This is a genomic window from Vagococcus sp. WN80Y (genome assembly GCF_059621045.1).
This window is the reverse complement of the sequence record NZ_JCAQHY010000167.1, coordinates 1-20,840: the sequence shown is the minus strand read 5'-3', so window position 1 is coordinate 20,840 and position 20,840 is coordinate 1. Positions and strand designations below refer to the sequence as shown.

24 protein-coding genes are annotated in these 20,840 nt (G+C 36.7%); 10 read left to right on the top strand and 14 right to left on the bottom strand.

Annotated features, from left to right (window positions below):
• Nucleotides 1–5: 5 nt before the first annotated feature.
• From sdaAB to AC5KOD_RS16415, 3 genes are all read right to left on the bottom strand, one after another.
• Entirely contained in the window at nt 6–665 is a 660-nt protein-coding gene (gene sdaAB, locus AC5KOD_RS16425) for an L-serine ammonia-lyase, iron-sulfur-dependent subunit beta (protein ID WP_496915662.1), read from the bottom strand.
• Nucleotides 665–1,861: an MFS transporter gene (locus AC5KOD_RS16420; RefSeq protein ID WP_496915661.1), complete on the bottom strand. Its 1,197-nt coding sequence runs from the start codon at nt 1,859–1,861 to the stop codon at nt 665–667. Before AC5KOD_RS16420 ends, sdaAB begins: the two co-directional genes overlap by 1 nt.
• Before the next feature lie 228 nt (nt 1,862–2,089).
• Entirely contained in the window at nt 2,090–4,429 is a 2,340-nt protein-coding gene (locus AC5KOD_RS16415) for a helix-turn-helix domain-containing protein (protein WP_496915660.1), read from the bottom strand.
• Between the two features lie 354 nt (nt 4,430–4,783).
• Here AC5KOD_RS16415 and AC5KOD_RS16410 point away from each other — a divergent pair, with 354 nt between their 5' ends.
• From AC5KOD_RS16410 to AC5KOD_RS16400, 3 genes are read left to right on the top strand one after another with little or no spacing between them, the layout of a single operon-like run.
• Entirely contained in the window at nt 4,784–5,629 is an 846-nt protein-coding gene (locus AC5KOD_RS16410; protein WP_496915659.1) for an HlyD family secretion protein, read from the top strand.
• On the top strand, nt 5,626–6,312 hold the full coding sequence (locus AC5KOD_RS16405; RefSeq protein ID WP_496915658.1) for an ABC transporter ATP-binding protein: 687 nt from the start codon (nt 5,626–5,628) through the stop codon (nt 6,310–6,312). The genes AC5KOD_RS16410 and AC5KOD_RS16405 overlap by 4 nt, the downstream gene beginning before the upstream one ends.
• Nucleotides 6,302–7,513 carry an ABC transporter permease gene (locus tag AC5KOD_RS16400; protein WP_496915657.1) on the top strand — a complete coding sequence of 404 codons (1,212 nt, stop codon included), beginning with the start codon at nt 6,302–6,304 and terminating at the stop codon, nt 7,511–7,513. Before AC5KOD_RS16405 ends, AC5KOD_RS16400 begins: the two co-directional genes overlap by 11 nt.
• 175 nt (nt 7,514–7,688) lie before the next feature.
• On the opposite strand, the gene AC5KOD_RS16395 is transcribed toward AC5KOD_RS16400, so the two are convergent.
• The 3 genes from AC5KOD_RS16395 to AC5KOD_RS16385 form a co-directional block, all read right to left on the bottom strand.
• Nucleotides 7,689–7,814, bottom strand: coding sequence for a hypothetical protein (locus AC5KOD_RS16395; protein WP_496915656.1), 126 nt, complete (start codon nt 7,812–7,814; stop codon nt 7,689–7,691).
• Nucleotides 7,815–7,841: 27 nt separating this feature from the next.
• Nucleotides 7,842–8,618 carry an SDR family NAD(P)-dependent oxidoreductase gene (locus AC5KOD_RS16390; RefSeq protein WP_496915655.1) on the bottom strand — a complete coding sequence of 259 codons (777 nt, stop codon included), beginning with the start codon at nt 8,616–8,618 and terminating at the stop codon, nt 7,842–7,844.
• A gap of 165 nt (nt 8,619–8,783) precedes the next feature.
• Complete coding sequence (locus tag AC5KOD_RS16385) at nt 8,784–9,131, bottom strand: MarR family winged helix-turn-helix transcriptional regulator (protein WP_496915654.1); 348 nt, start codon at nt 9,129–9,131, stop codon at nt 8,784–8,786.
• Between the two features lie 316 nt (nt 9,132–9,447).
• Here AC5KOD_RS16385 and AC5KOD_RS16380 point away from each other — a divergent pair, with 316 nt between their 5' ends.
• The gene (locus AC5KOD_RS16380) at nt 9,448–10,203 is read left to right on the top strand and encodes a LysR family transcriptional regulator substrate-binding protein (protein ID WP_496915724.1); all 756 of its coding nucleotides are present in this window, start codon (nt 9,448–9,450) and stop codon (nt 10,201–10,203) included.
• A gap of 118 nt (nt 10,204–10,321) precedes the next feature.
• Here the strand turns inward: AC5KOD_RS16380 and AC5KOD_RS16375 are convergent, their stop codons facing one another.
• The 3 genes from AC5KOD_RS16375 to AC5KOD_RS16365 all read right to left on the bottom strand — a co-directional run bounded on the left by AC5KOD_RS16375 (nt 10,322) and on the right by AC5KOD_RS16365 (nt 12,321).
• The gene (locus AC5KOD_RS16375) at nt 10,322–10,681 is read right to left on the bottom strand and encodes a hypothetical protein (RefSeq protein WP_496915653.1); all 360 of its coding nucleotides are present in this window, start codon (nt 10,679–10,681) and stop codon (nt 10,322–10,324) included.
• Nucleotides 10,682–10,725: 44 nt separating this feature from the next.
• Nucleotides 10,726–11,463 carry a tRNA pseudouridine(38-40) synthase TruA gene (truA, locus tag AC5KOD_RS16370; protein ID WP_496915723.1) on the bottom strand — a complete coding sequence of 246 codons (738 nt, stop codon included), beginning with the start codon at nt 11,461–11,463 and terminating at the stop codon, nt 10,726–10,728.
• Between the two features lie 234 nt (nt 11,464–11,697).
• Nucleotides 11,698–12,321 carry a DUF998 domain-containing protein gene (locus AC5KOD_RS16365; RefSeq protein ID WP_496915652.1) on the bottom strand — a complete coding sequence of 208 codons (624 nt, stop codon included), beginning with the start codon at nt 12,319–12,321 and terminating at the stop codon, nt 11,698–11,700.
• A gap of 203 nt (nt 12,322–12,524) precedes the next feature.
• Here AC5KOD_RS16365 and AC5KOD_RS16360 point away from each other — a divergent pair, with 203 nt between their 5' ends.
• The 3 genes from AC5KOD_RS16360 to AC5KOD_RS16350 are packed head-to-tail and all read left to right on the top strand — an operon-like array spanning nt 12,525 to nt 14,585.
• Nucleotides 12,525–12,890, top strand: a complete 366-nt coding sequence (locus tag AC5KOD_RS16360) for an ArsR/SmtB family transcription factor (protein WP_496915651.1) — start codon at nt 12,525–12,527, stop codon at nt 12,888–12,890.
• Complete coding sequence (locus AC5KOD_RS16355) at nt 12,887–13,822, top strand: ABC transporter ATP-binding protein (RefSeq protein ID WP_496915650.1); 936 nt, start codon at nt 12,887–12,889, stop codon at nt 13,820–13,822. Before AC5KOD_RS16360 ends, AC5KOD_RS16355 begins: the two co-directional genes overlap by 4 nt.
• Nucleotides 13,815–14,585: an ABC transporter permease gene (locus tag AC5KOD_RS16350; protein WP_496915649.1), complete on the top strand. Its 771-nt coding sequence runs from the start codon at nt 13,815–13,817 to the stop codon at nt 14,583–14,585. The genes AC5KOD_RS16355 and AC5KOD_RS16350 overlap by 8 nt, the downstream gene beginning before the upstream one ends.
• A 295-nt stretch (nt 14,586–14,880) precedes the next feature.
• Here AC5KOD_RS16350 and AC5KOD_RS16345 read toward each other — a convergent pair whose 3' ends face one another.
• Both AC5KOD_RS16345 and AC5KOD_RS16340 read right to left on the bottom strand, forming a co-directional pair.
• Complete coding sequence (locus AC5KOD_RS16345) at nt 14,881–15,591, bottom strand: DNA alkylation repair protein (protein WP_496915648.1); 711 nt, start codon at nt 15,589–15,591, stop codon at nt 14,881–14,883.
• Nucleotides 15,592–15,866: 275 nt separating this feature from the next.
• On the bottom strand, nt 15,867–16,079 hold the full coding sequence (locus AC5KOD_RS16340; protein WP_496915647.1) for a hypothetical protein: 213 nt from the start codon (nt 16,077–16,079) through the stop codon (nt 15,867–15,869).
• A gap of 1,129 nt (nt 16,080–17,208) precedes the next feature.
• Here AC5KOD_RS16340 and AC5KOD_RS16335 point away from each other — a divergent pair.
• The 3 genes from AC5KOD_RS16335 to AC5KOD_RS16325 all read left to right on the top strand — a co-directional run bounded on the left by AC5KOD_RS16335 (nt 17,209) and on the right by AC5KOD_RS16325 (nt 18,601).
• Entirely contained in the window at nt 17,209–17,388 is a 180-nt protein-coding gene (locus tag AC5KOD_RS16335; protein WP_496915646.1) for a hypothetical protein, read from the top strand.
• Between the two features lie 5 nt (nt 17,389–17,393).
• Nucleotides 17,394–17,591: a hypothetical protein gene (locus AC5KOD_RS16330; RefSeq protein ID WP_496915645.1), complete on the top strand. Its 198-nt coding sequence runs from the start codon at nt 17,394–17,396 to the stop codon at nt 17,589–17,591.
• A 116-nt stretch (nt 17,592–17,707) separates the two neighbouring features.
• Complete coding sequence (locus AC5KOD_RS16325) at nt 17,708–18,601, top strand: SDR family oxidoreductase (protein ID WP_496915644.1); 894 nt, start codon at nt 17,708–17,710, stop codon at nt 18,599–18,601.
• A 179-nt stretch (nt 18,602–18,780) separates the two neighbouring features.
• Here AC5KOD_RS16325 and AC5KOD_RS16320 read toward each other — a convergent pair whose 3' ends face one another.
• The 3 genes from AC5KOD_RS16320 to AC5KOD_RS16310 are packed head-to-tail and all read right to left on the bottom strand — an operon-like array spanning nt 18,781 to nt 20,716.
• Nucleotides 18,781–19,551, bottom strand: coding sequence for a triose-phosphate isomerase family protein (locus AC5KOD_RS16320; protein WP_496915643.1), 771 nt, complete (start codon nt 19,549–19,551; stop codon nt 18,781–18,783).
• Between the two features lie 5 nt (nt 19,552–19,556).
• Nucleotides 19,557–20,339, bottom strand: a complete 783-nt coding sequence (locus tag AC5KOD_RS16315) for a triose-phosphate isomerase family protein (protein ID WP_496915642.1) — start codon at nt 20,337–20,339, stop codon at nt 19,557–19,559.
• Nucleotides 20,340–20,341: 2 nt separating this feature from the next.
• Complete coding sequence (locus tag AC5KOD_RS16310) at nt 20,342–20,716, bottom strand: PTS glucitol/sorbitol transporter subunit IIA (protein WP_496915641.1); 375 nt, start codon at nt 20,714–20,716, stop codon at nt 20,342–20,344.
• Between the last annotated feature and the right edge of the window lie 124 nt (nt 20,717–20,840).

The following is a 20,840-nucleotide window of genomic DNA, read 5'->3' as shown; positions in this document are numbered from 1 at the left end:
TTTTCCTAACTCGCTGTTGACAAGGCCGTGATAATACCAGGCAATTGTCTGATTGTTGTTAATACCTTTTGACTTAATTCACTCGCTGTTTCCACGAAAAAGACGGTTTCCTGATCCAATTTTTGAATCGTAACAATCGACGTCTCTTCTAGAGTTTCGTGAATCATTGAAGCGACCTCTTGTGGCTCTTCCGTCGTCACAACTAACCCACTAGCATGGTGCGCTAGCACTGTTGAATGGTGATTTAATTCTGTTAGCTGAATACTTCCCCCACCTATTGAAATGGCCATTAAATTTAACTGTTCGTTACCAGACTCAACAACTAGATTGACTGTATTGGCATGTTCGACTTCTTTTTGACTCACTAAAAATTCAATCTTTATTCCCTGTTCCTCTGCATACTCGATGGCATCAGGAATACGTTCGTCAGAGGTTTCATAACCAAGAACCCCGGCCACAATAGCGACCGCTGTCCCATGACCTTTATACGTTTCTGCAAATGAGCCATAAAAAGTGACGACTAATTTAGTTGGTACCTTTCTAAATAAATCCCGAGCCATTTTGCCAATTTTTACTGCGCCTGCTGTATGAGAACTAGAAGGGCCAACCATAATAGGGCCAATAATATCAAAGGCGCTTTTATATTTAAAAACTCTTTTTCCCATTACGCGTCTTTTTTAATGCCTAGAATAGACAATCCACAAAGAATACTAGCCGCAGCCATAAAACCAAAAGCCAAGGTGAAAGACCCACCAGCCGCTTTAATTAATTGACCTAAAACCATTGGTGCTAGAAAACCACCTAAAGTTCCTCCAGTATTGATAATACCAATCGAAGAGCCGATAATAGCCGGGTCCATGATTTTATGTGGCCAAGTGAAAATCGCTGTAAACGCTGAGACAGAAACCATACTAACCAAAATCAATAAAATCATTGATAAAACCAAATTACTAGAAGAGACAAATCCTAAAATTAACACAGCAGAAAGAACCGTTGCCCCAATAATAAAGAGACGCTCTTTGCCTAAAAATAATTTTGATAATAAGACACCTGCAAACATGGTCGCAACTGTTTGGAAAACGGCATTAACCGCTAATAAATAACCAATTTTAGTAATATCCAAGGTGAATTTTTGTGCCAAGAAACTTGGTAGCCAAGACATGTTACCGTACAATAAGAAATTAAGTAACAGCATTGCTAAACACAAAATCAAGACATTGCGATTTGTAATGACTTCGCTAAATTTGATTTTGACCTTACCCGTATTTTTCTGACTTGTTGCTTGTTTTGGTACAAAAATTGCCACTAAAACAGCCGCAATCGCAAACATGGTACCTAAAGCTAGATAGGCATAACGCCAATTGTTATTAATCAAGTTGGCTCCTAAAGTGAAGGCTAAAATTCCACCAATACCAGAAGTTGACAAAATCAACGATTGGATAAACGTGCGACGTTCTTGCGGAAAATTATCTGCAATTGACTTAGAACAACTCGGTGGATAACCGCCATGACCAATCCCTGCAAAAAAGCGAATAACCATAAATAGCATTAAGCTACTAACTGCTCCAAAAGCAAATGAAAAAATAGAAATAATAGCTAATGACAAAATTAACACTTTTTTCGCACCAATTTTATCGGCTAACCATCCCCCAGGAATTTGCATTAATGAATAACCTAAGAAGAAGAACGACATAATCATTCCTGTTTGTCCTGCATCCAAATTAAACTGATTAGCAATTGGAATAATAGCTGTTGAAATCATACTCTTATCCATGTAAACCATTGAATAACCTGCCATTAAGGCAAAAATCAGTCCAACACTACTTTTTTTCACGTTGACGCTTTCAATTTGTGTGTCCATTTTTTTCCTCCATGTTCTTTTTAAGCAAAAAACAACTAGCTATATTATTTTTCGCCTGATACTTTTTCTCTCCAGAAAAACGTTTTCTACCATTGATTATAAGAGAAATGCCACATTTGATAATGTCTTTTTTTGCGATAACAATTCTCTATTTATGTGACTATTTAAATTCACAAACAAAAAGAGCAAAAAACTAAGTCGTTTTTTGCTCTTCCATGAGTAATCTAGTTAATACAATCGTTGAAAAACATATAGCTGACAGGCATTAAGCGTCAAGGTAGTTGCTAGTTGATAGCCTTCAGGCTCAATCCGTTCCTTCATTAAATCAAATTTAGGTAAAATAATTTGCTCTAAATATGACTGTAGCTCGCCATCAATTTCAGTTTGACCGCCTACACGAATCCAATCATTGTAAATCCCACCATGATCTTTATCAAGAATATACTGCCGAATTAAATAATTACCTGCTGACATATTTTTTAGTTCGACTGACAATTTTTTTGACTGATAACTAACTTGAAAAGTATCGACTGAATAATGGGGATCAAGGTAATTGGAATTATATATCAATAATTGATAATGCCCCTTTGAGTGAGTCAATATGTAGCCATCACCACTCTCAATCAGCTCGCCCACCACACGATTTAAAAAGCTGAGAGAGAAAAATAGTGGTCGCCTCAATTCTTCATACAAAAAGAGAGACAAGCTACTTTCCTCTCGCTTATGAGTTCGCCGTTCCTTCACTTTAATATTAATCCAATAAGCCAGCCCCTCAATCTCAGCAGATAACTCCACGATAGATTCAAGAATCAACGCCGAGCGAAAAAAGGTCCCCGACAGTGTATTCCCTTCTCCTACTAAGGTATTCCATTCAGTTAAATAAATATCCGGATGCCAAAAACTCTCTGGATGGCTCTCTTGAATCGCCACAATCCCTTGTTTGACCTCAGCTAAAATCAATTGTTGATAGTCTTTAAACCGTTTCGCGTACTGCTCTCTAATAGTTGCTGTCTTGTATGGGTCTGCATGAAAACAGAGAAAATCTGGCAACGACCGCTGATTCGCCTGTTGCGCAATAAAACTGAGATACGCCTGACTTTCCTCTTCTGCCAATTGTTTAAGCGTCAACAAGCCAATTCGACATGACCCAATTTTTTTCCTCACCTTCTGATAAAAATAGTGGTAACCCCAGCTACTTCTCTCATCCCATATACTATAACCCTTTGGCGCCCCCCACTGAATCGCCCATGTGGCAAGCTCATCACTACCAAAGCGATTTAGAAAATGGCGCAATAATGTTACTTGACTGTCGCACCATGCTTCAATCTCTTTAAGAGTTTCTGCTTCTTTAGGTAGACAGAGTTGAATCATCGGAGTTAACTTAATTGAAACTAAGAACTCAAACAACCGATTGTTCAACAAATACTCTGAAATAATGGTTGGGTTATGTTCAAAATTAGTTTCTTCGCAAAACCCTTCAAATTGGACATAATCAAAGGCAAGCTCCTTTTGCACAATTCGTAACTCCCGCTGAACAGCATTGTCCAGACCTTCCTTCGCAAGCCCAATCTTAATAATTTTTTTAGCCGATTCGTAGGGGTGATTCGAACGCTTCTCTACATCAAATGAAAAGTGTTCTTCAAATGTTGCATTATCATCGTCAATGTCTTTTTCCACCAAATATTTTGCCAGCTCTTGTTGCGCCATCACACTGGTAAGTTCTTCATAGTCTGATTCAGACCTCTCCTCTTTAGGAGCTGTTACTAAACTATTAGTTTTACGAAAAGTCGCAGGTGTTACTTCATAATACTTCTTAAATACTTGATGAAACTGTTTAACATTTGAAAAGCCATTATTTAGAGCAACATTAATAATCGAATCATTCGTCACTAGCAAATCCTCTGTCGCATGAATTAAACGGATTTGGTTTAAATATTCTGTAAAGGTCATGCCAAGCTGCTTTTTAAAGGTTCGAGATAGATGATAGTAGGATAAATCACTTTCTTCTGACAACTGCTCCAAAGAGATCACTTGCTGATAATCTGTTTGAATCCTCGTCATAATTGCTTTCAAACGCTCATCCTCAATTTCTTGCAGATGAACAATTCCCGTCCCATTCTCTTGTCGAAATTCTTTTGATAAATGAGCGAGAAGTGCAAACAGGTATTGGTAAACCTCTAAATTTGCGCTGTTATGATTTTTAAAAAAAGTTGCCATCATATGAGCAAGAATTTCCCTCATTTTATGATATTTTTCTTCTGTCGCTTTCCCGATGGAATCACATTCAAACTGGGGGATTGCTTGATCATCGAAATAAGGTCTAAGCTGAGTACACGACAGTTGTAGTGATAAAAATAAATTTTTCTCAGAGCTTTTAATCTCATACGGCTGAAACGGATTAATAACTAATAAATCATCTTCTTGTAAGCGATACTTCCGATCGGTTTGTTGAATCGTTACTTCTCCACTCAACACTAAAAAGACTGTCAAGCTATCCGTTAGCTGCTTAGAAATAGACTTTGCCTTAATTAATGATAGGCGGAAAGGCTCTCGCTTCGTCTGCTTCATAACATCCCTCCACTCATGACTTGATCATTATTTTACAAAATATACCATCAATTGGCGATAGACACAACCTCTAATCCAATTTCTGTAGGGAGTTTTTACTGACAGATAGCTATTCATTTGCTGGTTTTATATCACAATACACTGAGCGTAAAAGCCTCTTTTTTAAACTTAAGAATCACTTAATACCTTACTTAAGAAACAATTTAATTTTCTCCAGTAAAGTTGTAAGTGTTAAAAGATAGCAACAAAAAGAACTATCCACCTAAGGTCTGACTAAAAATAAGACTCTGGTAGGAAGATAAAAAAACGAACGTTATTTACAATTAAGGTAAATATGAATGGAGGAAATTAAAAATGAAAAAAAAGTGGTTAATCGGTGGAGCAGTTGTAGTCTTAGGTGCAGGCTACTTTATGTACCAAGGGATGCAACCTAAAGATGTAAAGACTGCCAAAAGTGTCAATATGTACGAGGTAGAGAAGCAAACGCCCTTACATTTAAAGGGGCAAGTTCAAGCAAAGCTGACACAGTCAGTTTTACTCAATGCCGAAAAAGGACCAGTCAAAACGATTCATTACAATTTAGGTGATCATGTCGTAAAAGATGCTGTCTTAATAACGTATGAATGGGGAGAAAAAGTCAAAGCGGAAAGAGACAGTGTTGTAACTATTTTAAATACAGATGCTAAGAATGACCCATCTAAACCCGTTATGGTATTGAAAAGTATAGAAAATGAAATCAAAGGAACTGTGACAGAATACGATAAAGAAAAATTAAACAAAGACATGGAAATAACAATTGATTATGTCAATCAAAATAAATCCGTTTCTGGAAAAATTACAACAATTGCTGAGATGAACACAGTTAATGATGCTAACGCCTCATCTAATACAGCTAGCAGTGGGTCTGCTACTGTTGTTAACTATGACTTTACGGCTCAGCCGACTGAGCCAATTCCTTTAGGATATAGCGTAGAAATCTTAATTCCTCGCAATGAAATCCATTTACCAACAAAAAGTGTCCAAGAAAAAGATGGAAAATGGTACGCATACCTTGTTAAGGATAAAAAAGCCCAACAAAAAGAAATTACGATTAAAGAAGAAGACGGCTACTACACCTTAGTAAATGGATTAGATGAAGGATCTGAAATAATTAAAAGTGTGAAAGGGATTAAGGACGGAATGGAAGTGACTGTTCAATGATAAAAATGACAAACATTAACAAGTATTATTCATTAGGACAAGAAAAAATCCACGTCTTAAAAAACATTAATTTGGACATCCAAGCTCATGAGTTTGTTGCCATTATGGGACCCTCTGGCTCTGGAAAGTCCACATTGATGAATACCATTAGTTTTTTAGATGGTGATTTTGAAGGAAGCTATTTATTTAAAGATGAAGACGCCTATCGCTACAATGACAATAAACTATCACATTTACGCAACCAATCAGTCGGTTTTGTCTTTCAATCATTTCAGTTAATAGAGAACAATACCGTTTTTGAAAATGTCGCATTACCACTCCTATATGGGGGGATGAAATCCAAACATACAAAAGAACTTGTGATGAACGCTTTAGAAAAAGTCGGGATTCCAGATAAACACAATAAACTACCAAAACAACTATCTGGCGGACAACAACAACGCGTGGCAATTGCTCGTGCTTTAGCAGGAAATCCAAGCTTTATCGTAGCAGATGAACCAACAGGTGCCTTAGATACACATACTTCTGCAGATATTATGGAATTATTTCAACAACTTAATGAAAAAGAAAAAGCTACCATTTTGATGGTTACTCACGATAGCGAGGCCGCTCAATATTGTAAACGAGTTATTACAGTACGGGATGGGGAAATTATCGAAGGAGGCACTGATTATGCGGTTTAGCGAAATTTGGAAGACCTCTTTAAAGTCGATTTTGAAAAATAAAAGACGCAGTTTTTTAACTATGATTGGCTTAATTATTGGCGTATCATCTGTCATTACTATTTTTTCAATTGGCCGTGGATTTGAGCGGTATGCAGCAGACTTTATCGGGTTAGACGACTACGATGCCAGTCTATACTTTAATTTTTCTCCAACAAACGAGTCTTTTTACGAGACAAATCTTGCTTCATTTTCTGAAAATGACTTTCAACGAATTGAAGAACTAGACGGGGTACAAAGTGTCGATTATTATAACAATGAGGACAAAGGCTCGAAGTATTATTCCCAACAAATTGATGAAGCAAGCGGCGCTTCATCACAAGGATCCTTTAAGCTATTGACATCTGAAGGAACAGACACAATCTATGGACGACCAATAAAAATCTCTGATAATGTCAACCGCAATAAAGTAATAGTAATCAATGAAACAATTGCCAAGGCGATCAAAAAAGAAAACCCAGAATCACTTGTTGGAAAAAGCTTAACCATTCAAGGGCAACTGTTTGAAGTTATCGGGATTATGGAAGATCGAGATAGCTCTGGATTTATCACCACTCAGGATGATTATGTAGGTGTAGAGGTACCGGGTAACAGTTACGAGCAATATTTTGAAAGTCCTAAAGACTCTATCTTAATTCGACTGGCTGCGACTGCTGATCCTAAAAAAATTGCTGAAGAAGTTGAAAAAACATTAGATAAACATGGGTCAGTTCGAAGCATGGGCTCCTATAAAAGCCAGGATTTAGCTGGTCAAGTAACACAATTAAAGACGATTTTAACCGGGATTACAGCTATTGTCTCAATCATCGGCGGAATATCACTATTCATTTCGGGGATTGGTGTTATGAACATGATTTATATTTCCGTTTCTGAGCGAACGAAAGAAATTGGCGTTCGTCGAGCAATGGGTGGCACAAAAAATAATATTATGTGGCAGTTTTTACTAGAAGGAATAACATTAACACTAATCGGCGGTGCAATTGGGTATCTATTTGGGATGCTGATAGGATACTTAGTGGGGATGGTGACACCTTTTACTATTATTCCAGACTTATTTACAGCTATGTTGGCACTGATACTTTCGATTGTAATCGGCATTGTCTTCAGTTGGCTACCAGCCCAAAGTGCCTCTAAAAAAGATATCGTATCATTACTTCGTTAGGAGATTAATAGATTTTAATTTTGTAGAATAGATACAAAGAGGCCGTGACTACGTCACAGCCTCTTTGTATTCCAACTATCCTCCAGCAATTTCAACCGAAATCTCCGTTATTATTTGTTTCCAAGCTAAACCTTAATCTTAAAAATCTATCGAATGGCTTAAATCGTGGTAGTTCTCAGCATTTTCTATTTGAATTTTTATATGCCTCTAGCCCCAATTTATAAGCATCTAATCCCAATAATAATTGTTTAGGTGGTGTTTCTATTTGAACAATCTTCTCATATATCTCGGCAACGTTCATCCTGTTCATCCTCTCATGCCTTACTTCTTATTTCGCTGGTACTAACCCGCTCATAATTCGATTAATAAGTCCTAACAGATGCTTTCGAGACAGTAGTCTTGGGAGGTAACTACTCATCAATTGATTCATTTTTCCATCAATAACTGATGGTCTATTTCTTTTCAATCCCCGAGCAGTCGTTTTAATCACATCTGCCGGTTGTCTTAAATTACCATATGCAATGCCTCGATCATCGGCAAAAAAATTAGTATCCGTTGGTCCTGGTGATACTGAAAGGACATCAATACCAAATGGTCGGCATTCTGCATGTAACGCTTCAGTAAAAGATAAAACAAATGCCTTGCTCGCGGCATAAACCGCCATGTGAGGAACCGGATAATACGCTGTTGTTGACGCTAGATTGATGACTGTTCCTTCTCTTCTTTTCTTCATTTCACCCACAAATAAATGACACATATCAATTACTGCTAGCGAATTAAGGAATGTCTCATGATGCTGTTTTTCCAATGACAGTTCGTCAACGTCCCCATTAAATCCGATTCCCGCATTGTTTATTAACACATTAATGACTATCTTCTGTTTTTGTAAAGTTTCAAAAACATCCTTCGCTGCATATTCCTTTGATAAATCTTCCACAAGATAACTCACTCGTGTATTAAACCGTTTCTCTAATCGTTCTTTTTGTAGGTGTAATTTCTGTTCTGTGCGTGAGACTAGTACTAAATTAAAACCTTCTTTAGCATAATAGTCAGCGTATGCTTCTCCGATTCCTGAGGTTGAGCCTGTAATTAAAGCTGTTTTCATTTTAATTCTCCATTTCATTTAGATGTCTAGTCATTAATTCAACATTAAACAACTAAATTATCAATAATAAAACAAAAAAAGTTATTAAAAAAACGAAAACAAATGACTAAACATCTATAACACAAAAAAACTAGTTAGAAAATAATACCTAACTAGCTACTATCTTTATTTAGTGTAAAAGTCTTCTTGACGATTCTTCATTTTTTCAGCACTTTCGGTTTCTTGAATTTGAGTATAAAAAATAGCAATCATCTCTTTAACAGAGGGTGTTTTTGGCAAACGTTTCTCAAGATACTCGTCAAATACTCGTTCTCTTTCACGTAGTTCTGGAAGAATTTCTCGTCCCTTAGATGTCAGATGTAAAACAGATTTTCGACTGTCGTCGATTGCCTTGCTTTTATAAATAAACCCATTATCCACTAATCTTTGCACAAGTCGACTAGGGCTTTTGCTTTCACAAATCAATAATTCTCCTAACTCTTTTAGTGACAATGGTTCTCTTTTCTCCAACACTTGAATAACTTCTGCTTGATTTGGCGTAAGGTGCAATGATTTTAATAATTCTGCATGTTTTTTTGTCCCTCACGTTGAACACAATTAATTAAATAACGTAGCTCCTCCATACTTCCCATAGCAAGACCTCCTTTTTAATTCTCTTATGTACTACCTATCATATCACAAAGCTGTCATTAGATGCTATGTCATCATTAATAAAAATATACGGCACTACAAGGTGAACAACCAGCCGACAACTCCCTCACCTCCTATTAATCATCAAGACCTGCTCTATATATAAGCATTCTTTCATCATCTTGAGGACGAGCTAGGTATTTCCTTATTTAATAAAAAAGGCCGAAATATTGTATTAAGTCTTTACGGTCAGAAGCTGTATCCATATATTAATGAATCTCTCTCACAACTATCAAAAGGTCTCGAAGCGGTCAGTCAGTTAAAAGATAACACAGAAAATAATTTCTCGATTCATTTAGAAGTTGGTTCGCTTTGGTTACCAGGGCTCATCCGACATTTTCAACAGACCTATCCTGACCTTCATTTCAACATCAGTCAGCATTCTGTCAGCAGTAAAGGGGCCGTTGATTTTTTAATCACCTCGGAGTTAAACCAAGACGACAATTTTATCGAATTATTGGAAGAAGATATTCTTTTAGCGATTCCTAAAGACCATCCTTTAGCTAAAAAAGACATCATCTCCATCAAAGACTTAAAAAAAATTCATGTTATTGGCCTTACCAAACAAAATGCACTCAGATGCACGTTAGACAGTTACATGAAAACTCTTAATATCAAATTAGACCTATCCCATGAAAGCGATGATCCTGCTACGCTACGAGGGTTAATCAAGGCCGGTGTCGGAGTAACCTTCATCCCCACAACTCTTTGGGAAGATCTCGAATCCAGTGACGTCATTTTAAAGCCTTTTGCAGAAGGAAAAATGAGGCGCTCTGTTTATTTATGTTGGCCTAGTGCAAATAAACAAAATCTCTATAATGACCTAATAATCGAGGAAATTGCTCAGTTTTTCCGATCAAAACAGAAAACACTCTCAACTAAAAAAGCGCTTTAATTACTTTTAATTATATCATGAAACTTAAAGGTAAAATGGTTTAGTCTAACCACGATAAAAAGGCAATCACAGATGGACTTGACCTCACATCAAGTCCATCTGTGATTGCTCTTTTTGTCTAACTAAACCAATTCTTCAAATAACCAAGGACACCTCTAGGTTGGGTATCATAGATAACAAACTCATAACCATCCTCTGGCTCCCCTACTTCATAACCCATGACTTCTGTCGCCCGCTGCTTAAATAACGCAAGCCATTCTTCCCATTCATCACGAGGTAGCTTCGCAAAAAAATGAAGGCCCGATGGTTCAAATGATGCCTCAATAAACTTATTGTCCGCTTCATGTCCGTACCATCTATAACAGCCATCTGAGGTCTCAATCGCAGATGGCATCGTCAAACACATCTTTGTTAACTCTTTTTCCAGTTCGTCAGGAATCGTATAGTGAATCGCCAGATTACAATTAAAATACTCCAATGACCTTCTCCTTTTGCCATGTTCATTATGAAAGCATCATCCGTCTAATAATAGACCTCATCAAGAAATAAGCCGTGAGAAGAAACTGTCTCTCCTGCCTCTTGCCTAATTTTAGTCTCAAAAATCTCATCGATGATATCAACCGACAGTATTCCTGCTCCGATTTCTAACAAGGTCCCCATGATAATTCTCACCATATTATACAAAAAGCCATCTCCTACGAAGGTAAAATGAAGCAAAGGACCGTCTTGTTGAATGGTTAACTCCTTAATTGTGCGAATAGTTGATTTCTTTGTCTTTTTGAGAGAAGAGAAACCTATAAAATCATGCTGACCAATTAACTTGCGACACGCTTTATTCATGCGCTCAATGTCTAATTTTTGAGGATAATAATTACTATAATTCTGTTGAAAAGCCGATGGTGTAACAGCATTCCATACATAGTAGCTATACTGCTTACCAGTAGCGTTATAGCGCGCATGAAATCTTTCTGGAACCTCTTCTACTTTTTTCACTACAATATCACGAGGTAGGTAGCGATTAAGATAATCAAGCATCTTCTCACTATCCATGTCTGTCTCACTCTTAAAATTGGCTACCTGTCCTCTTGCATGAGCTCCCGCATCAGTTCGACCAGAACCAATAATCTCAGTCTGCGCCCCTGTTAGCTGCGTTAAAACGCCTTCAATCTTTCCTTGAATAGTTGCATCAGAATCACCCAATCTCTGCCACCCTCGGTATCTTTTGCCGTCGTATTCAATTGTTAATTTAATATTTCTCATCATTAGTATTTTCCTCTCTTGTATCTCATCAGCACTAACCTTGCCACTCTACTCATTGTACCAATAGTTGAAACTAATTGTCGGTTTTTTTCTTATATATACATCCCGTAAAACAATTCGGAAATATATATCCTCTCTAAAGATCGGAATAATTGAAAGTGCTTGAGGGACTTTCAGCTTGGGATAGCTGGAAGTGAAACAGGCACTCTCGATTATATAATAAGATATATATAGTTATTTAGCTTGATGTTCTTGATTGTTTACCGCTAAGAGCACTATTGGCAGATACATCGCAACCATGGACAATCGTTGCCATAAACCCACTAGATCAAAATAGCCTAATTGAGCTAAAGCGTTAATAGCTGAAAACATCAGGGAAATAACCCACAATCCTAAATATAAACGAGCTGTTTTCATTTGATTCCTTTGCCAATGAAGAGCTGTCAATATTAACGGAACTAGCAACATGCCAACAGTTCCCAAAGCAGAGCCTAGTTGATGCATAATTACCGAAAATTCCCCTCCTACTCCTGGACTAACACTAAACAAACCTGATAAAATACACTGTCCTAAAGCAAAAGATCCCAAACTAACTATAAGCCCAATTCTTAGCTTGACTGGGCTATCAACAAAATAACTGTAAACCCCTGGAAGTGATAGCAACAATAGTAACCCTGTGAGGATTGAGCCATATTTAAACGCCGCTTCAACAGGACTCCCAACTTCTCCTAAATCACTGATGACTTGTCGAAACGTGTGATACTTAGGATAGAATAAGGCTAATAAATAAGGAAGCAAGCCGTCGCAACCTACAAAAAGAATAAGAAACAATGAGCTTTTTTTCCTAATAATAGTCATATTAAAGCCTCCAAAGAATCACTATTTTATGCTCCATTATAAAACTAATCTCTTTCAATTACCAGTATTTTACTGGATGAAATAATACGTGGCATCCCCTATTCTGATTACGTTTGTCTATACTTCTCATTAATTCGCCTTGACTTTACATTGATGTTGATCTATATTAAACATAGCCAACCATCTATATAGGAGGTTTTAACATGAATTACGACCAGCTCTCCCTTGTGCTTAAGGCGATATCCGACCCAAGTAGAATGAAAATTATCGACTTACTTTCAACTACTAGTCTTTGCGCTTGTGATGTTTTAAAACATTTTGACTTTACCCAGCCGACGCTTTCCCATCATATGAAAGTCTTAGAAAAAGCAGGAATTATTTCAGTCAGTAAACAAAGCCAATGGCATCACTACAAACTAAGAGAAGAGTTTATAACAGATTTCATGGACACTATGACCCAACTACTTTCTAATACTGATACAGAATACTTGTGCCAAACTAAAGATACTTTGGACATAGCTAACACTCACCCAGAGAATCAAGCCAATAAGGAGATTATAACTAAATGACATTTGCACTTGAAATTAATAATTTAAAAAAAGTTTATGCAACAGGCGTTGAAGCCCTAAAAGGAATTAACTTAACCGTTGAAGAGGGTGACTTTTACGCCCTCCTAGGACCAAATGGTGCAGGAAAATCAACGACAATCGGGATTATCACCTCTCTTGTTAATAAAACATCTGGTAACGTCAAAGTCTTTGATTATGACCTTGATACAAATTTAGTCCGTGCCAAGCAACAAATCGGGCTAGTTCCTCAAGAATTTAATTTCAACCCCTTTGAAACCGTCCAACAAATCGTGATCAATCAAGCGGGCTATTTCGGTGTACCTCGTAAAGAAGCCATTAAGCGTAGTGAAAAATATTTGAAGCAATCTGGTTTATGGGAAAAACGTGATGTCAGAGCGCGTATGCTTTCTGGTGGTATGAAACGCCGCTTAATGATTGCTCGCGCATTGATGCATGAACCGCGCTTACTAATTTTAGATGAACCCACAGCCGGAGTTGACATTGAACTGAGACGTGAAATGTGGGTTTACTTAAAAGAATTAAACAAAAGTGGGACCACTATTATTCTCACAACTCATTATCTTGAAGAAGCCGAGATGCTTTGTCGCAATATCGGCATTATTCAATCTGGTGAATTAATTGAAAATACCAGTATGAAAACTCTCTTAGCAAAACTGCAATTTGAAACCTTTATTTTTGATTTAGCTCCCTTTGATAAAAAGCCAGAAATTACTGGCTATAAAACCTTCTTTGAAGATGAATTAACTCTCGTTGTTGAGGTAGAACGCAATCAAGGCGTTAACCATCTTTTTGAACAGCTTAGTAACCAAGGAATCGACGTTCTTTCGATGCGTAACAAATCTAATCGCTTAGAGGAACTATTCCTAAAAATAACAGAAGACACACGCCACGTGGAGGAAAAACATGTTTAATCTCTATTTTACAGCTTTAAAAAGCCTAGCAGTCAAAGAAACCAATCGCTACTTACGAATCTGGGTCCAAACCCTCGTTCCACCTGTTATCACTACTTCACTATATTTTGTTATTTTTGGTAATTTAATAGGTGGGAGAATCGGAGAAATGGCAGGATTTTCTTATATGGAGTTCATTGTTCCCGGATTGATTATGATGTCGGTCATCACTAGCTCTTATTCAAATGTTGCTTCCTCTTTTTTCTCTCAGAAGTTTCAGAAAAATATTGAAGAGCTACTAGTGGCTCCAGTACCCACACATGTAATTATTTGGGGCTTTGTTCTCGGTGGACTTGGTAGAAGTATTTTGGTTGGTGCACTTGTTACGATGATTTCGCTCTTTTTTGTACCACTGCATGTCTTTTCATGGTTAATTATTATCGTCACTCTTCTGATGACAGCCATTCTCTTCTCATTGGCTGGTCTACTTAATGGTATTTTTGCCCAATCCTTTGATGACGTATCAATCGTACCAACCTTTGTTCTACAGCCCTTGACGTATCTGGGTGGCGTCTTTTACGCGATTTCTATGCTACCACCAATTTGGCAAGCTGTTTCAAAAGTTAATCCGATTGTTTACATGATTTCTGGATTTCGCTATGGATTTCTTGGAACCATTGACGTGCCAATCATGCTGTCCCTCGGGATTCTCATTCTCTTTATCGTAGTACTTTATGCCGTTTGTTGGCGCTTGATTGAAACAGGACGCGGTCTAAGAAGCTAGAACAATGCATATTTGTGCCGAGAGGACCTCCACCCTATTTTGATGTGGAGGTCCCTCTCGGTTACTATTATATTTTTTGACTACGTCATCAAATAAGCATTTACTATTGATCCACTCCATCATTTCTTCTGCCAATTCATCATTAACTTTCTGGATACCCTGAACAAAAGTGATTTACTTCCACAAGCTGTTAATCCAACTAAACAACATGTAGAATGCAAACATCTTTCACTAAAAATAACAATAGAAACAGCTTAAGTCTTGAAAAAGTAACTTTCAACATTAGGCTATTTTATTAACAAATAATTCGCTTCCGCTTCACGCCTAAACGATTATTTGCCTTCACTTTTTGAATTTTAACAGCTGGATCTGGCAAACGACATCCTTTAGTAGGAAGTGTAATGTCAACTTCACTAATATCTGCTGCAGCTTCCAAAGCTAGCTCTGTCACGTTTGGGCAATAGCTCCCTGTATAGATGATAAACTGATTCATGCTATACCTAATTTCATTTGGCGCTGTGTGAATCTCACGCTTTATTCGGTTTAACAATCCTTCAATTTCGTCTTGAGGTAGCTCTTCATTCGGTTTAAGTCCAAGTGCTTTTCCGAAGGTTAACCAACCAACGTTTTGCAATTTTGAATCCGCCATAGCTAACCATTCTCGCGCCAACTCTAAGGCGAAAGGACTTTCTGCCGCTACTCCAGCGACGATTGTCTCATCAATTGCCGACCAACTACTCTGGCTTAACCATAAAGAAATGTCCTCTTTAGTCATTTCTTGCGGCTTAATCCCAAGGCCTGCCAAATATTGCGCATCTGTATTTCCTGTGGCAAAAAGCGCCATACAAAGCTCCTGGTTTCGCTTAACTTTTTTTAGTAGGTGCTTTTTCAAATCACCAATCTTGACGCCATAACAATTTGCAGGCGCTCCGTGAGTTGTAAAAGTCTTGCGCGTTTGAGCTGTTCCTAACGCTTCTAATTCCATCATTATTTCGGTTACACTCATGGTTTATTAGCTCCATCATTTATTTAGTAGTTGCTCTCTCCTAATCAGTTCGCTTACAACTATTAGTCTAGATTATACCAACTAAAAGATTTTTTTCCTATTTTTTTAAACGATGAAAACTATTTTAATGCCTATCCAAAATTAACACTAGCATTTATATTTTCTTTTAACTTGAAATCAGTGACTTCCAAACCATACTTATGAACGGACCCAATTTCTCTAACCAATAATTTTGATTTTGTCTTAAATACTTAATTTTATCAATCAACTCTTGATCAATTGATGGACGACGCTTCTGCTGCTAGAACAATTTGCGGAATAAAGGCCTGTAATATCAGCACTATGGTCAAAAAGATATGAATTGTTTTTTTCATGATTATCTCCATTTCTTTATTTCTATTAATGTTCATCGCTTCACTATGATTCCAAACACCCTTTGAGCTATCTTTTGTTTCTTGTTCGTAATCACCACTCCTTAATATATACACTCTTTTCATACCTCACTACGCAAACAAATAAAACTAATAAAAATTTTAAGTATTAAGATTATTAATAAACACTCGCTAAAATACATTATACAAATTCTCGTTCATAAAGTTCTTTTTTGATAATCAAACTAAAATTTGCACAGGTATTACAAGATAATTCTGTTATTTATTTCTTTAAATTATTTCATAAATGATGAAGTAATTTTACAAGTCCACTTACTTAGTCAGCTACTCATAACAGTTTCGTCGATTATTAATAAGCCTCTCCCCTCACTATTAAGTGTTGTCAATGATACCAATACACTCGAGATGCCAGAATTAAAAGCCATACGCGTCTCTTCTCGTTTAAACTCCACTATAGACAGGCTGACATTAGATTAATGCTAGTGATATAGTCATGCTACTAATTGAGAACTCCTTATTAGCACACTTAACTCCCTTTATTTTACTAAGTTGTTACGACAGTTCAATACGGAAAATAAAAGCCTCTTAATATCTTCTTCCACTATCAGATTTGTCTTGTCACACTAAAGTGAAAATCATCTAGCAACTTACTTAGCAAACACAATTTTAGATAAGGATATAACGTTAACAGAAAAGTTTTGATAATGATGATAATACGTCATAAAAATAAGCTATAACAGCTTATTTTCAAAAGAAATTTTCCCACATACCCTAATTTCATTGTAATTGGTTTCTATTTTTTACTAATAAAATTTCATCATGACTTGACATCTACAAAGCTATGCGTAACTATTAATTAATACATCACTAATAAAAAATGAGTAAGCAATTCATGACAATTCCTTAAAAAGTTTACAAATTGAACTAAAAGGACTGATTTAAACTGCTAAAAAGAATAAAGAAATTATTTGGACAGAAGAAACAGAAAGAACAGGATATATTATCAAACAACAGTGAGAATAGGAAGACTGGTCACGGAGAGCCTGACTATCCAGAGCCTTTTGGGTATAAAACTGGTTGGTATGCGATTGAAAATGAAACACCTGAGTCAGTCATCGAGAAACTAAAATTAACTGTCCTTGGACGTTCAAACTGGAAAGAGTCAGATCAAGTCTATAATACAAGCAAGGTGTTTATTTCTCCTATAGTAGATGGATATGTTCTAGTGATTGACTTACTAGAGGAAATTAATGAAGACATTGAAGTGATCAAGCAACATGCCCACTTATTTGAAGAACTACTTTTTTTTGGCAACCATCGGGTAGCTGACTTTTATGCTTGGATAAAATTTGTAGATCATAAGCTTATTCGTGGTGTTTGGTCCATTGAAGGTGAGGTGAGCTGACTTGGTTGGAGGGAGAACCAACTAAAGAAGAACAAGAAATCGGGGTAGCTAATCTCCGAATTAGTGAGGATTCGCAAGAGGATGACCTGATCTTAGATGAAGATATTGTAATGGAGCTTGCCAAGTCATGGGGAAATGATACTATGTTTTCACAAAATAACTACGAAAAATCACTAGGATTTATTTGTCAGTTCCACTCTTAGCAAACGACAGTTATGCGGCAGCATCTCTAATAGTCGAGAATCGAAAGTCGTCATATAGCTAACTTGAGCTTCAGTAATAGGAATAATCAGTTGTACTAAAGAAAAGAGGGATTAACATGACCAATAGTAACCAAAATAAGAAAATATTAGTCTTGGGCTCTCAAGGAAATCTAGGTACCCAAATTGTGAATGAACTGAACAGTCGTTTCTACAATAACGTGATCTCATGGACTCGAAAAGAAGCCGATCTTAGAGATTTTATTAGTGTTGAGAAAAAAATAAAGCAACTATCCCCTTCAATTATTATTAATACGGTTGCTTACAATAATGTTGATGGCTGTGAAACAACTCTCGCAGAACAAAAACAAGCGATTTCTCTTAATATCAGATTAGTCACTTGTTTATCACAAATTTGTAAGGAGATAAACTGCAAATTGATTCAATTTTCATCAAACTACGTATTTTCTGGTGAGAAATCAGCTTATAAAGAGCATGACTCAACAACTCCTATTAATTTTTATGGACTCACTAAGCAAATAGGAGAAGAGGCCCTCCTATCCTATGCTGAAGCAGGTTTAGATGGGCTTCTAATTCGAGTGGCCAATTTATTTGGTCCATTAGGTAGTGGGCATTCGTCTAAACCAAGCTTTTTTGATGCTATCTTAACTGCTTCAAAAAATAAAAATAGTTTAGATATTGTGGATGATGAAATATGCTGCTTCACTTACACTAAAGATGTTGCACGCTATGTCTTAGATCTAATTGAACACCCCGATAATCTACAAGGGATATACCATATTGTCAATACTGGCGCTGTCACCTGGTTTGAAGCAGCCAATATTTTCTTAAAAAAAATTAATAGTAACACTCAGATAAATCCTATTTCAGGAGAACAATTAAAGCGGCCAGCTGCGCGCCCTAAATCTGCCGTCTTAGTGGATACAAAAAAGATTAGATATATGCGATCTTTTGAAGAGGCTCTTGATGATTACCTATCAACGCTGTCATAAATTCTTTTAGAGTATGTTCCCCCCTTAACTACAGCCATTATTCGTAGTTAAGGGGGTTTTAAACCTATTTATTATAATGATAGTCCTTATTTAAACTCTAGCTCATTATTAAAATAGCCAGTGTCTTCTCTAATTCCATAATAAAAGGATAAAGGAGTAACACGAATGTTCTTAATTAATCAACTCTCATTATCCTCAACTATCTTAACTATTTCCGCATAGCGACTCGGCTCGCTCCCAAACCGCCCCACTAAAACACCATCAATAACTGGATTGCTCATCATTAGCTTCGTATTTTCAGGACTAACAGAACCACCGTAAATAATTCTTATTTTTTCAACCTCTTCTTGTCCAAAATACTTCTTTAATGTCATCCGAATTCCTGTAGCGATTTCATGGATATGCAAATAATTAGACGCATAAGATTTTCCAACCGCCCAGTATGGCGTGTAGGCAATCACAATGTTTTTTAACTCCTCACTTGCTACACCAAAAAGCCCATTAAATAATTGTCGTTCAATTTTCTGCAAAACATTGAAAACCACTTCTGTTTTTTCAATCTCACCTACACATAAAATCGGAGTGACTCCTTGACTTAATGTCAGTAAAAGCTTTTGATTAATCGTTTCATCTGTCTCGCCAAACAACAAGCGACGTTCCCAGTGACCAAGCTCAACAAATTTTCCGCCGATATCCACTAAAGATTCTATAGAATATTCGCCAGACAGTTCACCTTTTTCAATCGTAGCGATATTCTGTGCGCCAACGTCAATAGTCGTTCCTTTCGTCACTTCCGCTACAGACGTAATCGTCCCCATCGAAGGTAAAATGACTGTTTCAACTCTTTGACTTGTTTTTAAACTACTAACCAGTTCTTTTGAAAAATTAATAGCGTCTTGATTTTTATTTTGTCTCATTGCCCAATTCATCACAACTATAGGCTTTCTCATCAGATTCACCTCGTTTTAATGGTTAAAATTTGTTCTAATATGGTTCTGAAGTTTTGCGGCTCATGCCCAAATCGGCCAATAAATAACCCATCGACATCCTTTCCAGAAACTAGCTCAGTCGCATTATCCTTAGAAACTGATCCACCATAAATCAAGCGTATATTATTAGCGATCTCTTGCCCAAAACGATCTCTTAAAACCTCTCTAATTACGCCATGATTCTCGTGAACTAAAGCCACTGGTGCTGCTTCAGTTTTCCCTATGGCCCAGCCTGGTTCGTAGGCCAGAATAATATCTTGTGTGACATTTAGTGAAATAGAGCCAAAATAACGATCTAATTGCTCTTTCATGTAGGTTTTAAAATTAGCTCGTCTGAGCAGTTTGTCTTCAGAGCCTACACAAATTAATGGGAGCAACTGCTCTTTTAGAGTCAATTCTATTTTTTTATTAATTAATTCTGCCGTCTCTCCAAATAGAGTGAGTCTCTCATAATGACCAATCTCAACCAAACTTCCACCACAATCAATCAATGACTCGATTGAATATTCACCAGTATAGGCACCATTTATTTCAGGAGCAATATTTTGGGAACCATATTTAATAGAAGTATCTTTAAAACTATTTCTAGCAACATGCAAATTTCCCATACTTGGAAATAAGTAAACATCGATTTTAGCCAAATCGGTAACAGAACCTAATTCACCCTTTAATTGCTCGAATAACTTTTCTGATAGTGTTTCCTTATTAATGTAATTTTTTAAATTCATCGCGATGATTGGTCGTCTCATAACTATCCCTCTTTGATCATTATTTTTTCCCCTACTTTAATAGGTGATAATGTTACAGGCTCAATATAAAGCGTACCTGGTAATTTATTTTGTTCACTTGTTTCCACTTTAATCGTAAAATGACCAATTTCTCGAATATTAGTATTTACCAACGTACCAACATCAGTGATTTTAAAAACAGAGTCCCCAATGACTAGTGAATCCCCTAATCGTATCTCTTCATGAAGGACAATACTTGAAACCATTAAGCTGTAATTTTTTATTTGAGTCATAACAGTCTCTACAGGAAATATTAAAATAATCCCTTCACTTAAAAAATCTTGATACCTGTTTCCAACTTCAACCACTTCACATGTCAATTTTATTTTTTCAGACACCATCGTTTCCTCCTCGTATAATAAGGTTATCAGATTTATTCTGATAGTTCCTTTTCATCCCCATAAGGGGTATGATTATTTCGTACAGATAGAGGTCGTAGTATTCCTCCTTGAAGTTTTGTCT